The organism is Blautia ammoniilytica, assembly GCF_025566965.1.
Taxonomy (GTDB): Bacteria; Bacillota; Clostridia; order Lachnospirales; family Lachnospiraceae; genus Blautia_A; species Blautia_A ammoniilytica.
The window spans coordinates 39,757-60,810 of the sequence record NZ_JAOQJL010000022.1; the positions used below are offsets into that span (position 1 = coordinate 39,757).

The following is a 21,054-nucleotide window of genomic DNA, read 5'->3' on the forward strand; positions in this document are numbered from 1 at the left end:
TTGACTATTGGTCATTTTGCGTTATACTATTCAACGAAGAAAATCGTTAAGGAGATGACATAAATGGTCAAAGTAGGAAAGTGGATAGCCAAACATAAGGTACTTGTTCTGCTGATCGGGCTGTTGCTTGTATTCCCGTCTATGATCGGAATTGCGAAGACAAGGGTCAACTACGACCTGCTCAGTTATCTGCCGGAGACACTGGAGACAGTGAAGGGGCAGGATATCATGGTGGATGAATTCGGAATGGGTGCTTTTTCCATGGTAGTTGTGGAAAACATGGAGATGAAGGATATTCAGAAACTGGAAGATGAATTCAGTCAGGTAGAGCATGTGAAAGATGTTCTCTGGTATGATGATGTGGCAGATATCAGCCTGCCGGTGGAGATGATTCCCCAGGATCTTAGAAAAGCCTTTTTCAAGGGAGACGCAACCATGATGCTGGTGTTGTTTGATAATACCACATCATCGGATGAGGCCATGGATGCACTGACAGAGCTTCGGAAGCTTGCCAATAAGCAGTGCTTTATCAGTGGTATGACAGGTGTTGTTACGGATATTAAGAATATTGCCATGAAGGAACTGCCGATCTACGTGGTGATCGCAGCTGTGCTTAGTTTGGTGGTATTGGAGCTTACATCCGGATCCTTTGTGGTTCCGTTCCTGTTCCTGCTTAGTATCGGGCTTGCTATTTTGTATAACCTGGGAAGCAATATCATTTTTGGAGAAACTTCCTATATTACACAGGCACTGACAGCTGTCCTTCAGCTTGGTGTAACAATGGATTATTCTATTTTCCTTCTGAACAGTTATGAGGAAAATAAAAAGAGATTTCCGGAAGATAAGAATCGTGCCATGGGTCATGCCATTGCCAATACCTTCAAGTCTGTAGCCGGAAGCTCTGTAACTACAGTGGCAGGCTTTATAGCCCTGTGTGTTATGACCTTTGCCCTGGGCCGTGATCTGGGTATTGTTATGGCAAAGGGCGTTGTGATCGGTGTTATCTGCTGTGTGACTATTCTTCCTGCCCTGGTGCTTTTCTTTGATAAGCCGATTGAGAAGACACAGCATAAGCTTTTGCTGGCAAAGATGGATAAGCCGTCTGCATTTATTACAAAGCATTATAAAGCATGGATCCTGGTATTTCTGGTGTTTTTATTACCTGCAATTTACGGAAACAATCATACAAAGATTTATTACAATATTGCTGAATCCCTTCCAGCTACATTGGACAGCAATGTGGCTAACGATGAGCTGAAGAATGTTTTTGACATGAGTAATATCCATATGATCATGATGGATAAGAACATGGATTCCAAAGAAAAACAGAAAATGCTGAATGAAATCGATCAAGTGGATGGTGTGAAGTGGAGTATCAGCATGAATTCCCTGATCGGTCCTACCATACCGGATTCTATGATCCCTGAAGATATTAAGAAAATCTTCAAGGGAAAAGATTATGAGCTTGCATTTATCTGCTCCGAATATGGTTCTGCTACAGATGAGGTAAATGCACAGATCAAAGCCATTGACAAGATCGTGAAAAGTTATGACAAGAGTGGTATGGTGATCGGAGAGGCACCTCTTATGAAAGACCTTCAGGATACTACAGATGCAGACCTGGTAAGGGTAAATGTAATCTCTATTGGAGCTATTTTCCTGATCATTATGTTCCTGTTTAAGTCCATTTCCCTGCCAATCATTTTGGTAGCAGTGATCGAATTTGCTATTATGATCAATATGGCGATTCCGTTCTACCAGGGCGTCAGCCTTCCGTTTGTGGCAAGTATTGTGATCGGTGCGATTCAGCTGGGAGCTACAGTTGACTATGCGATCTTGATGACCACCCGTTATCAGAGGGAACGTCAGCGTGGTAAGGACAAAATGGAATCCATCAGCATCGCTCATAAGACCAGCATGCCGTCTATCATCAGCAGTGGACTGAGCTTCTTTGCTGCCACCTTTGGAGTATCCTGTTATTCTCAGGTTGAGATGATCGGGTCTATCTGCACACTGCTTGCACGTGGAGCCATTATTAGTATGATCGTTGTTCTGTTTGTTCTGCCGGCTATGTTTATGATCTTTGATAAGCTGATCTGCAAAACATCCATCGGATTTCTTGGTGACAGAAAAGCAGCAGTAAAGTAACATCATAATATATATACAATTTATACAACCGGGAGCTGTCTGGTAAGATATACTGTGGCAGCTCCCATTTTTTTATTGAACAACAGACATGGAATATGTATAATGATTACTGTTCACAGGAACTTATAAACTGTTGTTCACAGGCTGATTTATGTGAATAGAAATACGTATCATGTGGTTCGTAAGACAGGAAAGCATAAGACTTTGCCGGAACATGAAGGGATAGATAGAATGACATTAACAGAAATACTGAAGCAGGTCCAGGAGGGTACTCTTTCTCTGGAAGATGCCCAGCGGATCTTAAAACAGGATGGATATAAGGAAATGGATTATGCAAAGCTGGACACAGGGCGGAAGGCCCGTACAGGCTTTGCAGAGGTGGTATATTGCAGTAACAAGGCAGATGAACATCTGCTGAACATATACGAAAGACTGTATCAGGAAGAAGGGCAGGTGCTTGGCACACGAGCCAGTGAGAAACAGTATCTGCTGGTAAGGGAAAGACTTCCTCAGGTACAGTATGACCCGGTTTCCCGAATCCTGAAGATTGAAAAGCCGGATAAGCTTCACGAAGGCCGGGTAGCTGTGTGCACAGCAGGTACTGCTGATATTTCTGTGGCAGAAGAAGCTGCCCAGACCGCAGAGTTTTTCGGAACCTATGTGGATAGGATCTATGATGTAGGGGTCAGTGGGATGCACCGGCTTTTTTCAAAAATGGATATGATACAGAAGGCGAACTGTGTAGTAGCTGTGGCCGGGATGGAAGGGGCACTTGCAAGTGTGATGGGCGGTCTGGTATGCAGACCTGTGATCGCTGTGCCTACCTCTGTAGGATATGGAGCGAATTTCCATGGCCTGTCTGCACTTCTTACTATGATCAATTCCTGCGCCAACGGTATTGCTGTAGTGAATATTGATAATGGATACGGTGCAGGCTATCTGGCAACCCAGATGAACCGGCTTGCCCTGGGAAAGGACAGATAGCCGTTTTTTACAACCGTTGCAACCAGTCTGATAATATGCTACAATACTATGACGGTTCAGGAAACCAAAAAAGACATAAGATGGAGCAAAGTAAAAATGAAGAAATACATCGACAATCTTATACAGTACAAATTTCTGTTAAGTGAGCTTGTAAAAAAAGGAATCAAACTGAAATACCGGCGTTCGTATCTTGGTATTGTGTGGTCTCTTCTGGAGCCGCTGCTTACCATGATCGTTCTGACCATTGTATTTGGTACTCTGTATGGCAATACAGACAAAACCTTCCCTGTTTATATTCTGACAGGGCGTCTGATCTACAGCTATTATTCCACAGCTACCAAGTCAGCACTGAAGTCCATACGTGCCAATTCAGCCATGATCAAGAAGGTATATGTGCCTAAGTACCTGTACCCCTTATCAACAGTTATTTTTAACTATATTATATTCTTGATCTCTTTGATCGTATTGGCTGCAGTAAGCATTGTTCTTGGGATCAAGCCTACTATCTATCTGCTTCAGGCACCTATCGCACTGATTCTGGTTCTGATCCTTTCCTATGGATGCGGCATGATCCTTGCTACCATTGGCGTATTCTTCAGGGATATGGAGTATTTATGGTCTGTTTTGCTGATGATCATCATGTATACCTGTGCCATTTTCTATTATCCTGAGAAGCTTCTGAAGAGCGGATGGTTCTGGATCCTGAAATACAATCCTCTTTACGGGATCATCAAGATCTTCAGGGATTCTGTGTTTGGAAAGCCTATCAATATGCATTATCTGATGTATACAACAGCATTCAGTCTTTTATGCCTGGTGATCGGCCTTGTATGCTTCAAGAAAAAGCAGGACGATTTTATTCTTCATATTTAAGAGGTAAGGAGTAAGAGAAGATGAGTGATAAACCGGCGATCATTGTAGATCACGTAAGCATGAAATTTAACCTTAGCAAAGAAAAAGTAGACAGCCTGAAGGATTATGTAATAAAGATGATAAAAGGCCAGATCCAGTACAATGAATTCTGGGCTTTGAAGGATGTTACCTTTACTGTGAATAAAGGAGACCGGGTAGGGATCCTTGGATTGAACGGAGCAGGGAAAAGTACCCTTTTAAAGGTGATTTCAGGAGTGTTTAAGCCTACAGAAGGGACTGTGACAAAAAATGGGAAGATCGTTCCGCTTCTGGAACTGGGAGCAGGCTTTGATCCTCAGTATACAGGTCAGGAGAATATTTTCCTGTATGGTGCAATGCTTGGATATTCCAAAGCTTTTATCCAGGAAAAATATCAGGAGATCGTAGACTTCTCAGAGCTGAAAAACTTTATGGATGTACCTGTGAAGAATTATTCATCTGGTATGAAATCCAGGCTTGGTTTTGCTATTGCTACAGTGGTATCTCCTAAGATCCTGATCCTGGATGAGGTGCTTTCAGTAGGAGATGCCAAGTTCCGTAAGAAAAGCGAGAATAAGATATTAAGCATGTTTGATTCAGGAGTGACGGTGCTTTTTGTATCCCACTCCCTGGAGCAGGTAAAGCGCCTTTGCAATAAGGCCATTATCCTTGAAAAAGGAAAAGTAGTATCCTATGGAGATATTGATACGATTTCCGAACAGTATGAACAGATGATCGGAGGTTGATCAGAGGTCACTGTTTGATGGTCATAGTATGGAGGGAATATGGGAGAAGGGTTAAAAAAAGAAGATTCTGCTGCATTAAAGGGGATTGCTATTTTGATGATGGTATTCCATCATTGCTACCGCACAGAGAAGAAGTTTGCAGGATATGAGATCCTTTTTACACCGTTTACAGCAGAGAATGTGATTCATCTGGCCCTTTATATGAAAATCTGCGTCTGTATTTTTGCTTTTGTATCAGGATACGGACTAATGTATGGATATTTAAGAAACCAGAATCCTGATAACCGGATTTCTGACAGTGCCTTTGTAAAAAGGCATCTGTTCAGTACCTGTTCAGGCTACTGGTTTCTTGTTGTTCCTGCCTATCTTGTGTATGGAGTCAGAAATGGCTTTTCCTATGGCAAATGGGGAACTACCCTTTGGGAGAAGATTGCGGGGATCCTAACAGATGCGCTTGGGCTTTCTGAGATTCTTGGTACCAAAAGTGTAAATGGAGCCTGGTGGTATATGGGAGCAGCCATTACCTTTATCATTTTGGTGCCGGTCCTGGGACAAGTGATCCTGAAAATGGGCAGCCTGACCTGCATTGGTCTTGTTTTTCTTCTGCCAAGGCTTCTTAATATTGGCTTTCAGGGAGGCAGATCTCCTTTGTCTTTTTTAATGGCACTGGCTGTGGGAATGGTATGCTGCAAGAAGGACGTGTTTGCCTGGTTTCATAGCTGGGTTCCTTTTGGCAGCAGGTATGCAGGCGGCTTTCTGAAGTTTGTGCTGCTTGCAGCTCTGGTTTTGTGGGGATATCAAAGCTATCGGCTTCTGCCCTTTTCCTATTGCTGGGAATACCAGTTTGCATTGATCCCATTTATCCTGATCCTTTTCCTTAAGGAATATGTGTTTCGTATCCCCGGCCTTAAAAGGCTGCTTGGTTTCCTTGGCAAGCATTCTTTAAATATCTGGCTTGTACATACCTTTGTGAGAGATTACCTGAAGTCCTATCTGTGGTCTTTAAAGTATTTTGCACTTGTGCCGCTGGCAATCCTATTGATCTCTCTTGTACTTAGTGTGGTGATCAATGTATTGAAGAAATATACCGGCTATGATGGCCTGATCAGGAAAATAAGCAGGAGTTTTGTATGAAAGTATTACAGATAGGCATGGGGAATAACCCAGGCGGAGTGGAAGCCTTTGTAATGAATTATTACCGGCAGCTTTCCTTAAAGGGGATCCGGTTTGACTTCGTTTCCATGTATGGAGAGATCGCCTTTCATCAGGAGATACTATCTTTGGGTGGACAGGTTTTTCTGGTGCCAAATGTAAAAAAAGATTATTTCGGCTATGTAAAAGCCATGAAGGAAATCCTTGCAGAGGGCAGATATGACGTGGTGCATGTAAATATGCTTTCCGCAGCCAATATCCTTCCCCTTCGTCTGGCAAAAGAGGCAGGCGTGGGCAAGGTGATCGCACATTCCCATAATGCTTCTGCACCGGGGATGCTGCGCAGGATACTGGATCAGTGGAACAGACCTAAGATCAGCCGGTATGCGGATGTGCTGGCTGCTTGTGGTGAAAAGGCCGGAAGATGGCTGTTTGGAGATCAGGCTTATGAACAGGGACAAGTGGTTTTGCTTTCCAATGCGATTGACGTAGAACGTTTTCTGTTCTCTGAAGAGAAACGAAAAGCAGCCAGGGCAAAACTGGGACTTACAGATGGTTTTGTAATCGGCCATGTAGGGAGATTTCAGCTTCAGAAGAATCATGAAAGGATTCTTGAGATTTTCAGGCAGATTCAGGAAATGGAGCCAGATGTAAGGCTTTTACTGGTGGGAGAAGGAGAGCTTCTTCCAAAGATCCGTGAAAAGGCCAGAGATTATCAGCTTGAGAAGCAGATTGTCTTTGCAGGCGTACGGTCAGATGTGGAAGACTGTCTTTGTGCTATGGATGTGTTCCTTTTTCCATCTCTGTTTGAGGGGCTTCCCTTTACTCTTGTGGAAGCACAGGCCAATGGACTGCCCTGTGTGATTTCAGACAGGATTACAAGAGAGGTGGTTCTGGATGAAGAAAGGGTATGCTGTCTTAGCCTTGAGAACAGTGATACAGCCTGGGCAGCAAAAGTGCTGTCTTACAAGGGGTGTGGCAGGGAAGAACCACAAATAACAAAAAAAAGACTGGTGGCAGCTCATTTTGATATACATAATGAGGCAGACAGGCTCTTGGAACTGTATAACCGTTGAAAACAGGCTGTCTTTAATGATTTGTGAACAGGAAGTGAGAGGGCAGATGGATAAAATAGATTTTGTGATCCCATGGGTAGATGGCAATGATCCTGCCTGGATCGCACAGAGAAAGAAATATCAGCCGGATACCAGGGATGATGACGGAGAAAGCCGTTACAGAGACTGGGAGAATCTGCAGTACTGGTTCCGTGGCGTGGAAAAGTTTGCACCATGGATAAATAAGGTTTACTTTCTTACTTGGGGGCATGTACCGGTCTGGCTGGATACTTCTAATCCCAAGCTGCAGATCGTCAGGCATGAAGATTATATTCCTAAAGATTATCTGCCTACCTTCAGCAGCCATCCGATTGAGATGAATATGCACAGGATCCAGGGATTAAGTGAACATTTTGTATATTTTAATGATGATATGTTTCTGATCCGTAATGCAGCGCCTGAGGACTTTTTCAAAAATGGGCTGCCCAGGGACTGCTGTATTGAAACAGCACTGGCACAGGACAATATTGATGATCCCTTTGCCCATATTCTTATGAACAATACTGCTTTGATCAATATGCATTTCAATAAAAAAGAAGTGATCCGTAAAAACTGGAAAAAATGGTTCAGCCCTGCATATGGCAAAATGGTGCTTCGTAATGTACTGATGTATCCATATCAGGAGTTTTCCGGATTTAAGTATACCCACATGCCAAGCCCTTTTTTGAAAAGCTATTTTGAGAAGCTTTGGCAGGCAGAGGGAGACAGACTTGATAAGCTGTGCCATAATCGTTTTCGCACAGCTTTTGATGTGAACCAGTATGTGGTCAAGCACTGGCAGTGCATGGAAGGTATGTATGAGCCTCAGTCTCCGGGAATCGGCCGGTTCTGCGTGATGGGCAGAGATGACGAGATGCTTTTTGATACCATGGAGCACCAGTCAGCCAAAATGATCTGTATTAATGATGACGCAAGGCTGGAGGATTTTCCAGGAATGAAACAGAAGGTGATCCAGGCTTTTGACCGGATTCTGCCGGAGAAATCTTCATTTGAAAAATAAGGGGATAGAATGAATCTGAATGCCATAAAAAAGAAGATCAGGGATGAAGGCCTGATGAAAAGTGCAGGATATTATTCTAACCGGGTGATATCCAAGCTGTCCATGCATGTGGTGGGAAGACTTGCGGCCAGGCATGGACAGGCAAAAAAGAATAGGATCGTGTTTAAAAACAGGGAAATGCTGGATTTTACAGATAATCCAAGAGCATTGTTTGAATATTTGGAAGAAAAAGGGTATAATGAAAAATACCAGATTATATATATGGTTTCTGAAAAGAAGAATTTCAGGAGCCGGCATTATAAAAATGTAAAATTTGTTACAGCAGAAAGTCCGGGTGGATTTTCCAGCCCTGCAGCTTTCTATTATGGAGCAACTGCCGGTTATTTCTTTTATTCCCACAATTCCGCTGATCTAAACCGTTTCCACAGAAAAGGCCAGATCACAGTGAATCTGTGGCATGGCTGTGGATATAAAGGGGCGTCTTTGGATAATAAGAATATTCCACATAGTACTACCATGTCAGCCTTTGATTACTGTCTGGTTCCGGGACAGGTTTTTGCCAGGTCAAAGTCTGAGTGTTGGAACTGGCCAAAGGAAAAGATCCTGTGCATGGGATATCCAAGATATGACTGGATGCTGGATCCGGGAAATGACCGGAAGGAAATCCTGGAAAGACTGGGATTTCATGTGGAACCGGATACCAAGGTGGTGGTCTGGATGCCTACTTTCCGTAAAAGTGTGCTTACTGGTTATGGTGAGAATGAGATTTCTCTGCCTTACCAGCTTCCAGGAATAGAGGCTCCTGCTCAGATGGCACAGCTGGATCGGCACTGTGGCAAAGAGAAGATTCTGCTGCTGATCAAGAAGCATCCTCTCCAGACGGGATGGGAGCAGGAGAATTGCTATAAGAATATCCGGTATGTAACAGATGAAATGTTTGCAACTGCAGATGTTGTGCTGTATCGTCTTCTTGGAGTATGTGATGGACTGATTTCAGATTATTCTTCAGTTGCAGTGGATTATATGCTGCTGGATCGTCCTATGGCATTTGTACTTACAGACCTGCCTGCTTATGGACAGCTGCGTGGTTTTGTATTTAAGGATCCACTTGCTTACATGCCAGGAGAAAAGGTGTATGATTTCGGGCAGCTTCTTACTTTCCTTACTCATGTAAGAGAAGGAAAGGATCTGTTTGCCAAGGAGCGGCAGCTGCTTCTTTTGGAGATGCATAATCCCTGTAAGGATTATAGGGGAAGGCTGCTGGACTTTTTAAATATCAGATGTATGTAAAAAATATAGGTTGGAGAGAAAAATGGGAAAATTAATCGGTTATACGCAGGGCACCTATGATATGTTCCATATCGGGCACCTGAATCTGATCAAGAATGCTAAAAGACGGTGTGATTATCTGATCGTTGGGGTAAATACAGATGAACTGGTTGAAAGCTACAAGCATAAAAGACCTATCATCCCACTTGCTGAAAGGGCTGAGATCGTAAGGGCGATCCGGTATGTGGATGAAGTGCTGATCACAGATACCCTGGACAAAAAAACAATATGGGATAAGATACGTTTTGATGAGATCTATATTGGTGATGACTGGAAGGGGAATGAACGTTGGGAGAAGACCGGTAAAGAGATGGAAGCCCTTGGGGCAAAGCTGGTATATCTGCCATATACGAAGGATACTTCCTCTACTATGCTTCGGGAAAAGCTGAAAGACTATTAAGTAAGAAACTAGGGAAGGAAAGGAGCCGTTCGTCGGCAAAACGGTTTTGATAAGATGAGTATTGTCACAAAGATAAAGAATGTAACAGGAAAATTTAATAAAATCCGGAAGGAACAGGGAACCAGGGCTGCTTTTGACGAAGTCTGGGCGCTGAGTACTTATGTGATCTATGACAGATGGAAGATCCACCGTCTGAAGAAATTTCCGCCGGCACTTCATCCAAACCGGATGCTGTTTGAAACAAATGATGATTTTACAGATAATGGACGTGCTTTATTCGATTATCTGGTAGAGAATGGATACAATCAGAAATATGAGCTGGTATGGCTTGTCCATGATCCGAAGAAATATGAAAAGTACCAGGCCCCCAATGTAAAGTTTGTTCAAAGCTTTAAGAAAGGATCCACGATCCGAAGGGCAATTGCCTATCGTTATGCCCTTACTTCAGGTTATATTTTTTATACCCAGGCATTTAACTGGATCGGCATGTCAAGAAAGAACCAGCTGTTTATCGATCTGTGGCATGGTTGCGGTTATAAGGCAAATAAGAATAACCGAAAAGTGTTTTTTGATTATTGTCTCGTTCCGGGAGACGTTTTTATTGAGACGAAGAAAGAGTTCTTTGCCTGCAGTTCCAAAAAGATCCTGCCCCTTGGGTATCCCAGGTATGATCTGATGCTGAAAGGAAGTGTCGGGGCAGACAGATTTAAAGAGAGACTTTTGAAGGACTCCGGAAGTGATAAACTGGTGCTGTGGATGCCTACCTATCGTCATGCCACCAGCGAGAGACTGAATGAAGAAACATTGAACAATGAATTTAATATTCCTATTATTGATGACAGAGAGAAGCTTCTGGATCTGAATAAGTTTTGTAAGGAGAACCATATCCTGGTGGTGATCAAGCGTCATTATCTTCAAATCCCTTATGATTTCGGGGAAAATGTGCTTACCAATATTGTATATCTGGAGAACAGTGACCTGGAAAAAGAAGGCCTTCAGCTTTATGAATTTATCCATTGTGCAGATGCATTGGTATCTGATTATTCATCGGTTGCCATTGATTATCTGCTCCTTGACCGGCCGCTTGGCTTTACACTGGATGATTATAAAGAATATACACAATCAAGAGGCTGGGTTTTTGAGGATCCTCTGGAGTATATGCCAGGAGAGCATATTTATGATGTAAAGCAGTTTGAGCAGTTCCTTCTGGATGTGAAGGATGGCAGAGATGAATATGCTGCAAAAAGAAAGGCAGTACGAGAGAAGACTCATAATGTGTGTGATAATTACTGTCAGCGTGTACTGGATTATTTCCACATCACAAAATAGGAGGGGTAAATGAAGATCTGTATCTGGGTGACGAAAATATTTGATCTGGGAGGCACCAAGCGTGTAGTTACGCTTCTTGCCAATGAGCTTGTAAAGGAACATGACGTGACGATTATGGTTTATCAGGACCGCTTCAGAGAAGACCGCACCATGTACCATATGAGCGAAGACATTAAAGTGGATTTTATTGACAATGATGCTTTTGTGGACAGACACTGGACCCCTGCATTTGGTGCCAGGTTTGTGATCAAGAAATTAAACGAGAATTACGGTATTTTTAATAAAAAATGTTTCAATCATATTCTGGGAGATGCACTTTTTCCCAAAAAAACAAGGGATAGATGGGTAGAATACTTAAACCAGCAGGATTATGACATCATTATCACCACTGCTGCATTAAGTCTCCGTCTGGGGATGATCGCGCCAAGGCTGAACGCAAAGACCATTGGCTGGCAGCACAATTGCTACAGCGGATATGTGGATGTACCGAAGGTTGTTTTCTGGAAACAGGAGTGCTTGCTTCAGGAATATCTGCCACAGCTTGACCGTTATATTGTGCTTAGCGACTATGATAAACGGGATTACCAGAAATTCCTTGGGATCGATACAGAAGTTAAGATCAATCCAAGAAGCTTTGTCAGCGAAAAGAAATGTAATCCGGATGCCAAGCGTTTTCTGATGGCTACCCGTTTTGTATATGCAAAAGGACTTGATCTGATGATGCAGTCTTTTGAAGAATTCTGTAAGCAGGATGATGAATGGGAGCTGGATATTATCGGAGATGGGGAGCTGTGGGATGAGATCCTGGCAGAGGCCAGGAAACGCCATGTAGATAAAAGGGTTCATTTTATCGGCTATACCAATGAGCCGGAGAAATACTATCTGAATTCTTCTGTATTTCTGCTTCCATCCAGATGGGAAGGCTGGCCTATGGTGATCATGGAAGCCTTTGAATTTGGTCTTCCTGTGATCGCTTATCATATGGGGGCAATGGATCTGATCATTGATGACCAGAAGACAGGCTTTCTTCCGGAAGCCTTTGATACCCACAAGTTTACAGAAGCAATGCTGAAGCTGGCTCATGATGATGAACTGCGCCATCAGATGCATAGGAATGCTATTGAAAAATCAGCAGATTTTAATATTGATAAAGCTGTGGTAGCATGGAACGATCTGTTTAACCGGTTGATGAAAGAGTAGGAGCGTAGCAGATGAAGGGGTTTGGACAATTAAAGAAACTGTTAGGCTTTGGGAAAAACAGTGTTAAAGAAGCAAAGAAAGAGGATAAAACATCAGGGCTTGAACAGGCGATCGAAGATGCAAGGGAAGAGGGCAGGCTGAACCTGAACGAGGAAATGCGTGCAGTTTATGTGGATTTCTGGCAAAACAGCCCGATCAAAGAAAAATGTATTTTATATGAGGCATTTGGGGGCAGGGGCATGACCTGCAGCCCTTATGCTTTGTTTCGGTATTTATTGACCCAGGCGGACTTATCAGAGTATGTCCATGTCTGGGTCATTGACGATTTTCAGGATAATCAGTACCAGATGGAGCTTTACAAAGAGTATGAAAATGTAAAATTCATTTCCCGCCAGTCTGTAGAATACAGAGAATATCTGGCAACTGCCAAATATCTGATTAATAATGTAAGTTTTCCTGGATTTTTTACAAAAAGAGAGGGGCAGATTTACCTTGATACCTGGCATGGGATCCCGTTAAAGACTCTTGGCTTTGACATACCTGCAGGTAAGGTAAGCGCAGGGAATACAGCCAGGAATCTGCTGGCAGCGGATTATCTGATCTCACCCAATCCATTTATGACTCAGATCTATCAGCAGGCTTTCAAGATGGAAGGGCTTTATCAGGGAAAGATCCTGGAAGAGGGACAGCCCAGAAATGACCGCTTTTTCCATACAGACCGTAAGATTATTATGGACAAATTGTCAAAAAGCGGTGTAAAGATCGATCCCTCCAAAAAGCTGATCTTGTATGCACCTACCTGGAAGGGTAGCAAATACAGCAGTCCAGATACAAGTCTGGATGCTTATTTTGAACTGATCCATACAGTAGAGGCAAATATTGATACCAGTAAGTATCAGGTGCTTGTAAAGCCTCATCAGATCGTATATTACCATATTAAGAAAAACCAGGGGATCACCGGGCAGTTTATCCCAGCAACCATTGACACCAATGAACTGTTATCAGCAGTGGATATTCTGATCTCTGATTATTCTAGTATTTATTTTGATTTTCTTGTTTCCGGACGTCCTGTGCTTTTCTTTATTCCGGATCTGGATGAGTATTTGGGCTATCGAGGACTTTATTTTGGGATTGACAAGCTGCCGGGCCCGATTGCAAGGAATCACAGGCAGCTGGGGGAAATGATCCATGATGTGGACAAGGCGATGGAGCCTTATATGGATAAGTACCAAAGGGAAGCTGCATGGGCATGTCCAAGGGATGACGGGGATGTGTGCAGCCGTATTGTGGATGTGGTATTTCGGGGAAAAAGCTCTGCGCATGCCATTTCCTGCGGGGAAATCAATAAAAAACGGCTGTTGCTTTACCCGGGAGAGATGGAGGAAAATCATGACACATTTTCCTTTATGGAACTATTGCAGCTTCTGGATTACAACAAATATGATGTAACCCTGCTTACCGGAGGTTCCGGAGATGAGCCGGAACAGCGGATCTGCAGTCTGGATCAAAGAGTCCGTGTGTTATATCGGGGACAACCGGAAAACGGAACCTGTGAAGAAAAAGGTCTTTATGCTTTTTCTAAAGGAAAGGATCCTTCTCTTGCTGCCTTTTATAAAAGGGAGGCAAAACGGCTTTTCGGAGATGCCAGGTTTGATTATGTGATCAATTTATCCAGTGAAAAAAATGTGATCACTGCAATGCTTCCGTTTGTAGAGCATGCAGTTTATGCAGAATATGGGACAAGCTTTGTGGACATTACCAGGATCAGCCAGGATCTTGGAAAACAACAGCAGATCCATTACCAGGGCCAGGACTTTTATATAGCAGAAAGACAAAAGACCGGGGAGGCAGGACCGGCTTTAAAATTGCTTCTGGTACCGGATCCTGGGAAAAAGAATTATGCTGCTATGGGAAGTCTGACAAAGGAGCAGGATTTTCAGGGACTGATCCGTAATTTTAAAGCGTATGTCCATGAAAATGAAAATAGTCATCTGTATATCCTGGGTGATGGTAACGAAAGAAAGGATTTGGAAAAGCTGCTTCTGGAAGAGGGGCTTACCAAGTGTGTTACCATGACCGGCTATGTGGCGGAGCCATTTGGATTTCTGAAGTTGTGCACAGCTTTTGTGCATACACATACACAGGGGGCTGATTCACTTCCTGTCCTGGAGGCAAAGGCTTTAAAACTTCCCATGCTGGATGGGAATTTCAGGGAAGAAGCTTATCCAGAGTTTGAGCCCCAGGCATATAATCAGAATGTTTACGCAGAGTTTGAGAGGGCGATCCTATGAGAGAGATGGATAGATATCTGAAAGAAAATATAGAGGATTATGAATCTGTAAAAAGGTCTGCCCTGAAATATATTAAGGAAAACGGGGGAGAACTGAAAAAACGTTATCCTTACAGCAAAGAACTGGAAAAGGATATACAGGAAAACCGAATTCTTTTTGTGTGGGACAGTAAGGCAGGCAGATCAGGAGAACTGCCTTATAAGATGTTTCAATATGTGGAGCGCACATACGGAAAGCAGTATGACTGCATTTGCTGTCAGAAAGGCTCCATGAAGCTTACTTCCGGGGGGAATAGTGTAAAACATGATTCTCCTGGATTCTGGGAAGCGGCAGCCAGTGCAGCATATATTGTAAGCAGCATTCCATTTCCTGTTGCTTTTGTAAAAAGAAAAGGACAGAAATATTTTTATACAGGCTCCCAGCTTTGGGAAAAGGATAACCGGATGGATGTGGAAGGGGTATCTATGCTTGCAAGGGAAATACTAAAAGCAGATTATATCCTTGCACAGGATGAAAAAACAGCTGTAAAAGGGCTGAAAGAGGATACCAGGCTTGCAGGTATTTATGAAGGAAAAGTTCTGGTCTGCCAGGATCCGGAACATGCAGTAGGAGAACTGACAGAGCTTTTGCTTGGAAAAGAAGATGGCTCACAGAAAGTGTCTGTGCTGTCTCTTCGTGAAAGAGCGAGAAAAAAGCTTCTGGTGCTTACCAGCTGGAAGGATAGCAGAGAACATAAATTTATAACCAGACAGTTGCTTAATAGGCTTCAGGAAAAAGATATGGATACTGTGATCCTTTCTTCTTGGACAGCAGACGAAGAAGAATTCAGGGATTTTGTTTCCGGAGAAGATGCCCTTGTCCGAGTGATGTACAGAGGTCGTATGACCATGGACGAAGAGGATTTCTTTTTTTACCGATGTATGGAAAAGAATCCGGATGTGTACAAAAGCTGTGCTCCTGCGAAGGAACATATGGATCTGCTGATGGAACGGGAATGGCACAGGATCTGGGGAAGCCAGACCTTTGATACCTGCCTGGTACTGGGAAGTCAGGGATATCAGCAGTATTATATGGCAATGACCTGCCCTGCAAAAGAAAAGATCCTGGTGGATCTGGATTTTCTGCCTGTATTAAAAGAAAAGGATTCAGGCAAATGGATCAAAGGCCTGTCTTTATTTGACCAGATTTTTTATCCGGCTGTCATTCCAGGCACAGGCGGTTATGGAATGGAGAATCAGGGAAAGGTAAGGCCTCTTCCTGTAATGATCCAACAACAGCAGACAAATGGAGAGCTGGTAGAACTGGATGGCAGGAAATATCTGGTATGTGACAGTGTGAAAGATAAGAATAACAGTATGGATGTTAAGCTTATGCTTTACCCGGAAGATGGAAGCATCTTGGTGAATGCAGATCTGGCTCCGGATGAAGCGGTAAAAGAGAAGCTTAACAAAGTAAAGGGCAGGATCTATCTTCTGGGTCCCTGTGCACAAAGCTATCGATTATTTTTGAAGGATGCAATTGTTCTGGATGAATATGTACGTAATATCCTGTATCTTCTGCCTGTAGCAGGATTTTACTGGAAGCAGTTCAAGGCATATGTGCCTGCAGCAGATACAAAGTCAGATCCGCTGGGGGAGATCTGCCGCCTGTTTGGGGTAGAAACCCTTTGAGCGGATGGTCTTATGTGCTTACGGAAGGGGACGCCGGGAAAAGTGCAGGTCAGCTTTTAAAAGAAGCAGGCTTTACAAAAAAGCAGATCAGCAGACAGAAGTTCCTGCCATCCGGGATCTGCCTGGATGGAGAAAAGTGCCGTGTTACGGATTCGGGTAAGCCGGGGCAGCTTCTGGAGGTGAATTTCAGGGAAGCATACAGTCCGGAACAGGCTTCAGCAGGAGAAGAAGCTGCAAGAGAAATTGTTGCAGCAGAACCCTTTGAGAAAGAACGGAATAAGGAATTTACGGATTTTCCGGATTTGGAGATCCTTTATGAGGATGAATATCTGCTGGCAGTGAACAAACCGTCAGGACTTGCCTGCCACAAGGGCAGGGGACATTATACGGATCATCTGGGAAATCAGGTGGTTCGGTATTTTCTTCAAAAAGGAAGAAATATTACTGTACGTCAGATCGGCAGACTGGATCTGGATACTTCCGGGATCGTTCTTTTTGCCCTTGATCCTGTAACTGCCCAGAGACTTTGGAAGCAAAGGCAGGAAGGGCAGCTGGTAAAGACTTATTATGCTCTTGTGCACGGCAGGATGGAACAGGAATCAGGACAGATTACTTTGCCTTTAGGAAAGAAACCAGGCTGCAAAAATCAGATGTGTGTACTTCCAAAAGGGGAAGGGCTGTCAGCAGAAACCTTATATTCCCTGCTCTGGGAGAAAAAGCTTTCAGAAGAATATATCTCTTGTGTAAGCTGTCATCTGAAAACAGGACGCACCCACCAGATCCGTGTGCATTTTTCTGCAACAGCACATCCGCTGCTTGGCGATAAAGTTTATGGTAAAGAAGATGGGGCAAAACGGCTGATGCTTCATGCAGGAGAGCTTTGCTTCATACATCCTTATACAAGACAGATCGTAAAACTGCAGGCTCGGATACCCTGGCAATGCATATCTTATCTTAAATAATTTTTCATTATTTTTAAGGCACTTTTTTCCAGGCGGCTGACCTGCGCCTGGGAAATGCCCACTTCTTCAGCTACCTCCATCTGGGTTTTTCCTTCAAAAAAGCGAAGATTGATAATATGCCGTTCTCTTGTTCCAAGGTGTTCCATGGCTTCCTGAAGAGCCAGATTTTCTACCCAGTGCTCTTCTTTATTTTTTTTATCACTGATCTGATCCATAACGTAAAGAGTATCTCCGCCTTCCGTATAAACAGGCTCAAACAGGCTTACCGGATTCTGGATGGCATCCAGCGCATAGACAATGGTTTCTTTATCTATTCCGATTTCTTTGGCGATTTCTGTAATGGTAGGCTCCTTCAAATTCTGTTTCACATAATTTTCTTTGGCATAGATAGCCTTGTAGGCAATATCACGAAGGGAACGGCTGACCCGGATGCTGTTGTTATCACGAAGATATCTGCGGATTTCCCCTACGATCATAGGCACTGCATAAGTAGAGAATTTTACCTGCAGGGAGGTGTCAAAGTTGTCAATGGCTTTGATCAGACCAATGCAGCCAATCTGAAAAAGGTCATCAGGATTTTCGTTGCTGTTCTGGAATCTGCGGATCACACTGAGTACAAGGCGCAGGTTGCCTTTGATGTAACGCTCTCTGGCAGCAGCATCCCCATCCTTGATCCGATGAAAAAGCTCTTCTTTTTCTTCTGACGTAAGTACCGGAAGCTTCGCTGTATTGACCCCGCAAATTTCTACTTTGTTAAGTGCCATTTATGCATCCTCCTTATTGTCTTTGGTTACTACAGATGATTCCACCAAGGAGGATAAATATACTTTTTCCGGAAAAATATAAAAAATATAAGACCTTGACAACAGAGGGCAAGGCAGAGTAAGAATTACTGTTTACGCAGGCATTTGTCCTCCTGTATTTCCACCAGGATAATGTCTTCGCCAATCTGGCGGATACATTCCCAGGGAATCACATATTCGTTTTCATGACAAAAAAAACTACAGAATCTGCAGGGACCAGGCACTACAAGTGCAGTCAGCCGGCTACAGCAGCAGTCAAATTCCACATCTGTGGCACAGCCCAGGCTTTTACAGGTACAGGTGTTGATGATCTCCTTTTGTTTTAATTCACAGATACGCATATAAAATCACTTTTTCTTACAATATATGCATAAATGAAAGGGTTATGAATCTAATCATCAACCTAATCATCAGGTACGGATATATATTGACAGAATTCTTGAAAATAAAGTATAATTCAGGAAAGAACAGAAAAAAGTGTTATTGTTTAATATGTACGTAATATATGTAAATAACGAAAGAAAACTACATATCAGAGGAGAGAGGGGGAGCACCTGTGAGATGTCCATATTGTAATCAGGATAATACCAGAGTAGTTGATTCCAGACCTGTAGAGGATATTAATGGCATTCGCCGCCGCCGTCTTTGTGATTCCTGCGGCAGAAGATTCACCACCTATGAAAAGGTGGAGAATATACCACTGACTGTGATCAAGAAGGATCAGAACAGGGAGCAGTACAGCAGAGCCAAGATCCAGGGAGGGGTATTACGTGCCTGTTATAAGCGGCCCATCCCTATTGGCAAGATAGAAGCTATGATGGATTCCATTGAGGCTGCCATTTTTAATACAGAGGATAAGGAGATTTCCAGTACCAGGATCGGTGAGATCGTTATGGAGCATTTGAAGGATCTGGATGCAGTAGCATACGTGCGTTTTGCTTCTGTATACAGGGAATTTAAGGATGTAAGTACCTTCCTGGATGAACTTAAGAAGTTTATGAATTAATGTAGCTGTTTAGCAGGCAGTATGTGAGGAGAGCCTGAACAGTTATGGACTTAAAGGCGGTCGGCATAATTGAATGCTGGCCGCTTTTATGACGGGGCATTCTTGTGTAAATCTACAGGAATTTCCTCATGAAAAAAGGGGAAGACGATATTTATGAAGGATACAATTGAATTGCTTCAGGATCTGTTGGAACAGCATCAATTCGAGCTTCTGATTCCGGAAAATGAAAATACAGATCGGCTTCGGCTGGTTTACCTGATGAATGATGCAGTTGAAAGCTTTCTTGTTTTTGTGAATGCAGGAATTACAGGCTTATATCAGAAAGACTATGAAGGAGAACTGGATTATTCTCTGAGCAGGGAAGGTCAGGGGTATGTATTGTCAGTATGGCAGGGAAAGAACGTAGTTACCCTGTTTTTCCGTAAGCTGGAACTGGAAGTACATTTGTATGATTACGGAGAGATTGGGCATTTCTGGGTGAAGGGATATGAATATCTCAGGCAGCTGGAGTACAGGATTGCCATTATCAGGGATAAGCTGGAGTATCTGGGAGAAGAATTCTGCACAGAGGAAGAAATCTGTCTGGCACATCTGGCCAACTTCCCTCCTTTGAATTATTGCTGCTATCCAGCTGTACCGGAGCAATACATTGTTCCGGGAGAAAATCCCTGGATGCCATCAGAGGCTGCATTTAAAGTGATGGATAACCTGTCAAGGGAAACACAGGATGCTTCCCTGCTCAGGCTTCTCAAGTTGTATAAACGCTTGCCTTATCCTTTTATGGCCAGGATGGTAGCTGGGGCGCTTCATAAAAGAAAGCATCAGGCAGTGGTACGGCTTCTTACAGAGAAAATAAAGCATGCAGCCGGTACTTATCCTGACCGCTCTTTTGGGGCAGAGGCAGATAATAAACTAAAAGAATTGCTGGAAAAAGCTGAACAAATAAAAAGGAATATGAGCATCAAGGATCAGGATATCCATGTGGATATATTGCGGGAAGAGCCCTTTACTACTGCCCAGGATGATGTGGATTTCCATGTTTACCTGATGATCTGGGACACGAAAGGGATAAATTGCAGGGTTAAAATACTCAGGATACCAGGAGCAAAGGAACTTGTATTGTAAACAATGTAACTATTCAGACGATAACTGTGAAGGTACGAAACAGCTGCTAAACAATTACATATTCACATGGAGAAGGAAGAGGATAAGTATATGGACCAATATGCACAATCCCTTGCAGGACAGGGGCAGAAAATCTCGCCGGAGGATAGCGATTACAAAGAGAAACTGATTCATGTTGTACAGTCCTTCAGAACTTTTGATGTGGCTTTGGATGATTTTATTTTACATCATGGTTATACAGGGGAACTTTCGGATATAGATGGGAAAATCAGATTTATAAAAGGAAAATTTAACATAATATATAGCAAGAATTCTCCTTCCTCTACAGGTGGGAGATGAATTGCATAAAAGCAAAAAGAACACTTGTTCTTCGATACGAACCATGGTATAATAGAATCAGTCGATAAAATAAATATTCGAAAAAAGGACTGATTTTATGGAAAAAACAGATCACAATGCACATTCGGTATATTTGATATATTATCATCTGATTATGGTGGTAAAATATCGAAGAAAAGTTATCAATGATCCAATTTCAGAAAGAGCAAAAGAAATATGGGAATATATTGCTCCCCGATATGGGATTGTTTTGGAGGAATGGAATCATGATATTGACCATGTGCATGTAATGTTTCGCGCACAGCCTAAAACGGAACTCAGTAAATTTATCAATGCATATAAAAGTGCCAGCAGCAGGCTGCTGAAAAAAGAGTATCCGGAAATCCGGGAAAAACTTTGGAAAGAAGCATTCTGGAGCCAGAGTTTCTGCCTTTTGACGGCAGGAGGGGCACCAGTTGAAGTAATCCGCCAATACATCGAAACCCAGGGAGAGAAAAAGTATTGAACATAGCATATCGTTTCCGGATCTATCCAACAGATGAACAGAAGATACTCCTTGGAAAA

General features: G+C 43.0%; 21 protein-coding genes. 19 read left to right on the top strand and 2 right to left on the bottom strand.

Annotated elements, in window-relative coordinates; genetic code table 11:
• Positions 1-63 precede the first annotated feature (63 nt).
• The 14 genes from OCV61_RS11550 to OCV61_RS11615 all read left to right on the top strand — a co-directional run bounded on the left by OCV61_RS11550 (position 64) and on the right by OCV61_RS11615 (position 17,217).
• Positions 64-2,148, top strand: a complete 2,085-nt coding sequence (locus OCV61_RS11550; RefSeq protein ID WP_158421965.1) for an efflux RND transporter permease subunit — start codon at positions 64-66, stop codon at positions 2,146-2,148.
• A gap of 231 nt (positions 2,149-2,379) precedes the next feature.
• On the top strand, positions 2,380-3,132 hold the full coding sequence (gene larB, locus OCV61_RS11555; RefSeq protein ID WP_158421986.1) for a nickel pincer cofactor biosynthesis protein LarB: 753 nt from the start codon (positions 2,380-2,382) through the stop codon (positions 3,130-3,132).
• Positions 3,133-3,228: 96 nt separating this feature from the next.
• Positions 3,229-4,005, top strand: coding sequence for an ABC transporter permease (locus tag OCV61_RS11560; protein WP_158421966.1), 777 nt, complete (start codon positions 3,229-3,231; stop codon positions 4,003-4,005).
• Between the two features lie 20 nt (positions 4,006-4,025).
• A complete protein-coding gene (locus OCV61_RS11565) occupies positions 4,026-4,769 on the top strand; it encodes an ABC transporter ATP-binding protein (RefSeq protein WP_158421967.1) in 744 nt (247 codons plus the stop codon).
• A 39-nt stretch (positions 4,770-4,808) separates the two neighbouring features.
• Positions 4,809-5,903 carry an acyltransferase family protein gene (locus tag OCV61_RS11570; protein ID WP_158421968.1) on the top strand — a complete coding sequence of 365 codons (1,095 nt, stop codon included), beginning with the start codon at positions 4,809-4,811 and terminating at the stop codon, positions 5,901-5,903.
• On the top strand, positions 5,900-6,997 hold the full coding sequence (locus OCV61_RS11575; RefSeq protein WP_158421969.1) for a glycosyltransferase family 1 protein: 1,098 nt from the start codon (positions 5,900-5,902) through the stop codon (positions 6,995-6,997). Before OCV61_RS11570 ends, OCV61_RS11575 begins: the two co-directional genes overlap by 4 nt.
• Positions 6,998-7,043: 46 nt before the next feature.
• Positions 7,044-8,036, top strand: coding sequence for a stealth family protein (locus tag OCV61_RS11580; RefSeq protein WP_158421970.1), 993 nt, complete (start codon positions 7,044-7,046; stop codon positions 8,034-8,036).
• Positions 8,037-8,045: 9 nt separating this feature from the next.
• Positions 8,046-9,326 (top strand): CDP-glycerol glycerophosphotransferase family protein, encoded by a 1,281-nt coding sequence (locus tag OCV61_RS11585; RefSeq protein WP_158421971.1) that lies wholly within the window; start codon positions 8,046-8,048, stop codon positions 9,324-9,326.
• A 22-nt stretch (positions 9,327-9,348) separates the two neighbouring features.
• The gene (locus OCV61_RS11590; RefSeq protein ID WP_158421972.1) at positions 9,349-9,765 is read left to right on the top strand and encodes an FAD synthase family protein; all 417 of its coding nucleotides are present in this window, start codon (positions 9,349-9,351) and stop codon (positions 9,763-9,765) included.
• Between the two features lie 54 nt (positions 9,766-9,819).
• Entirely contained in the window at positions 9,820-11,094 is a 1,275-nt protein-coding gene (locus OCV61_RS11595) for a CDP-glycerol glycerophosphotransferase family protein (RefSeq protein WP_158421973.1), read from the top strand.
• A gap of 9 nt (positions 11,095-11,103) precedes the next feature.
• Positions 11,104-12,294, top strand: a complete 1,191-nt coding sequence (locus OCV61_RS11600; protein WP_158421974.1) for a glycosyltransferase — start codon at positions 11,104-11,106, stop codon at positions 12,292-12,294.
• Positions 12,295-12,305: 11 nt separating this feature from the next.
• Positions 12,306-14,585: a CDP-glycerol glycerophosphotransferase family protein gene (locus OCV61_RS11605; RefSeq protein ID WP_158421975.1), complete on the top strand. Its 2,280-nt coding sequence runs from the start codon at positions 12,306-12,308 to the stop codon at positions 14,583-14,585.
• Positions 14,582-16,255 carry a hypothetical protein gene (locus OCV61_RS11610; RefSeq protein WP_158421976.1) on the top strand — a complete coding sequence of 558 codons (1,674 nt, stop codon included), beginning with the start codon at positions 14,582-14,584 and terminating at the stop codon, positions 16,253-16,255. Before OCV61_RS11605 ends, OCV61_RS11610 begins: the two co-directional genes overlap by 4 nt.
• Positions 16,252-17,217 (top strand): RluA family pseudouridine synthase, encoded by a 966-nt coding sequence (locus tag OCV61_RS11615; protein WP_262582869.1) that lies wholly within the window; start codon positions 16,252-16,254, stop codon positions 17,215-17,217. Before OCV61_RS11610 ends, OCV61_RS11615 begins: the two co-directional genes overlap by 4 nt.
• On the opposite strand, the gene sigG is transcribed toward OCV61_RS11615, so the two are convergent.
• Positions 17,205-17,981, bottom strand: a complete 777-nt coding sequence (gene sigG, locus OCV61_RS11620) for an RNA polymerase sporulation sigma factor SigG (protein ID WP_158421978.1) — start codon at positions 17,979-17,981, stop codon at positions 17,205-17,207. The genes OCV61_RS11615 and sigG overlap by 13 nt on opposite strands.
• A 125-nt stretch (positions 17,982-18,106) precedes the next feature.
• Positions 18,107-18,361: a PRC-barrel domain-containing protein gene (locus tag OCV61_RS11625; protein WP_158421979.1), complete on the bottom strand. Its 255-nt coding sequence runs from the start codon at positions 18,359-18,361 to the stop codon at positions 18,107-18,109.
• Between the two features lie 215 nt (positions 18,362-18,576).
• On the opposite strand from OCV61_RS11625, the gene nrdR reads away from it, so the two are divergent.
• The 5 genes from nrdR to OCV61_RS18920 all read left to right on the top strand — a co-directional run.
• Positions 18,577-19,026 carry a transcriptional regulator NrdR gene (gene nrdR / locus OCV61_RS11630; RefSeq protein WP_158421980.1) on the top strand — a complete coding sequence of 150 codons (450 nt, stop codon included), beginning with the start codon at positions 18,577-18,579 and terminating at the stop codon, positions 19,024-19,026.
• A 153-nt stretch (positions 19,027-19,179) separates the two neighbouring features.
• Entirely contained in the window at positions 19,180-20,151 is a 972-nt protein-coding gene (locus OCV61_RS11635) for a DUF3878 family protein (RefSeq protein ID WP_158421981.1), read from the top strand.
• Between the two features lie 90 nt (positions 20,152-20,241).
• The gene (locus tag OCV61_RS11640; protein ID WP_262582873.1) at positions 20,242-20,490 is read left to right on the top strand and encodes a hypothetical protein; all 249 of its coding nucleotides are present in this window, start codon (positions 20,242-20,244) and stop codon (positions 20,488-20,490) included.
• Between the two features lie 97 nt (positions 20,491-20,587).
• The gene (gene tnpA / locus OCV61_RS11645; RefSeq protein ID WP_158421983.1) at positions 20,588-20,995 is read left to right on the top strand and encodes an IS200/IS605 family transposase; all 408 of its coding nucleotides are present in this window, start codon (positions 20,588-20,590) and stop codon (positions 20,993-20,995) included.
• Positions 20,992-21,054, top strand: a 63-nt coding sequence (locus OCV61_RS18920) for a helix-turn-helix domain-containing protein (RefSeq protein WP_158421987.1), incomplete at its 3' end; no start/stop codon positions are given. The genes tnpA and OCV61_RS18920, both read left to right, overlap by 4 nt.

Excerpts from the sequence above, each read along its gene's own strand:
- OCV61_RS11550 (WP_158421965.1), top strand. The coding sequence starts at position 64 with ATGGTCAAAGTAGGAAAGTGGATAGCCAAACATAAGGTACTTGTTCTG.
- larB (WP_158421986.1), top strand. The coding sequence starts at position 2,380 with ATGACATTAACAGAAATACTGAAGCAGGTCCAGGAGGGTACTCTTTCT.
- OCV61_RS11560 (WP_158421966.1), top strand. The coding sequence starts at position 3,229 with ATGAAGAAATACATCGACAATCTTATACAGTACAAATTTCTGTTAAGT.
- OCV61_RS11565 (WP_158421967.1), top strand. The coding sequence starts at position 4,026 with ATGAGTGATAAACCGGCGATCATTGTAGATCACGTAAGCATGAAATTT.
- OCV61_RS11570 (WP_158421968.1), top strand. The coding sequence starts at position 4,809 with ATGGGAGAAGGGTTAAAAAAAGAAGATTCTGCTGCATTAAAGGGGATT.
- OCV61_RS11575 (WP_158421969.1), top strand. The coding sequence starts at position 5,900 with ATGAAAGTATTACAGATAGGCATGGGGAATAACCCAGGCGGAGTGGAA.
- OCV61_RS11580 (WP_158421970.1), top strand. The coding sequence starts at position 7,044 with ATGGATAAAATAGATTTTGTGATCCCATGGGTAGATGGCAATGATCCT.
- OCV61_RS11585 (WP_158421971.1), top strand. The coding sequence starts at position 8,046 with ATGAATCTGAATGCCATAAAAAAGAAGATCAGGGATGAAGGCCTGATG.
- OCV61_RS11590 (WP_158421972.1), top strand. The coding sequence starts at position 9,349 with ATGGGAAAATTAATCGGTTATACGCAGGGCACCTATGATATGTTCCAT.
- OCV61_RS11595 (WP_158421973.1), top strand. The coding sequence starts at position 9,820 with ATGAGTATTGTCACAAAGATAAAGAATGTAACAGGAAAATTTAATAAA.
- OCV61_RS11600 (WP_158421974.1), top strand. The coding sequence starts at position 11,104 with ATGAAGATCTGTATCTGGGTGACGAAAATATTTGATCTGGGAGGCACC.
- OCV61_RS11605 (WP_158421975.1), top strand. The coding sequence starts at position 12,306 with ATGAAGGGGTTTGGACAATTAAAGAAACTGTTAGGCTTTGGGAAAAAC.
- OCV61_RS11610 (WP_158421976.1), top strand. The coding sequence starts at position 14,582 with ATGAGAGAGATGGATAGATATCTGAAAGAAAATATAGAGGATTATGAA.
- sigG (WP_158421978.1), bottom strand. The coding sequence starts at position 17,981 with ATGGCACTTAACAAAGTAGAAATTTGCGGGGTCAATACAGCGAAGCTT.
- OCV61_RS11625 (WP_158421979.1), bottom strand. The coding sequence starts at position 18,361 with ATGCGTATCTGTGAATTAAAACAAAAGGAGATCATCAACACCTGTACC.
- OCV61_RS11635 (WP_158421981.1), top strand. The coding sequence starts at position 19,180 with ATGAAGGATACAATTGAATTGCTTCAGGATCTGTTGGAACAGCATCAA.
- OCV61_RS11640 (WP_262582873.1), top strand. The coding sequence starts at position 20,242 with ATGGACCAATATGCACAATCCCTTGCAGGACAGGGGCAGAAAATCTCG.
- tnpA (WP_158421983.1), top strand. The coding sequence starts at position 20,588 with ATGGAAAAAACAGATCACAATGCACATTCGGTATATTTGATATATTAT.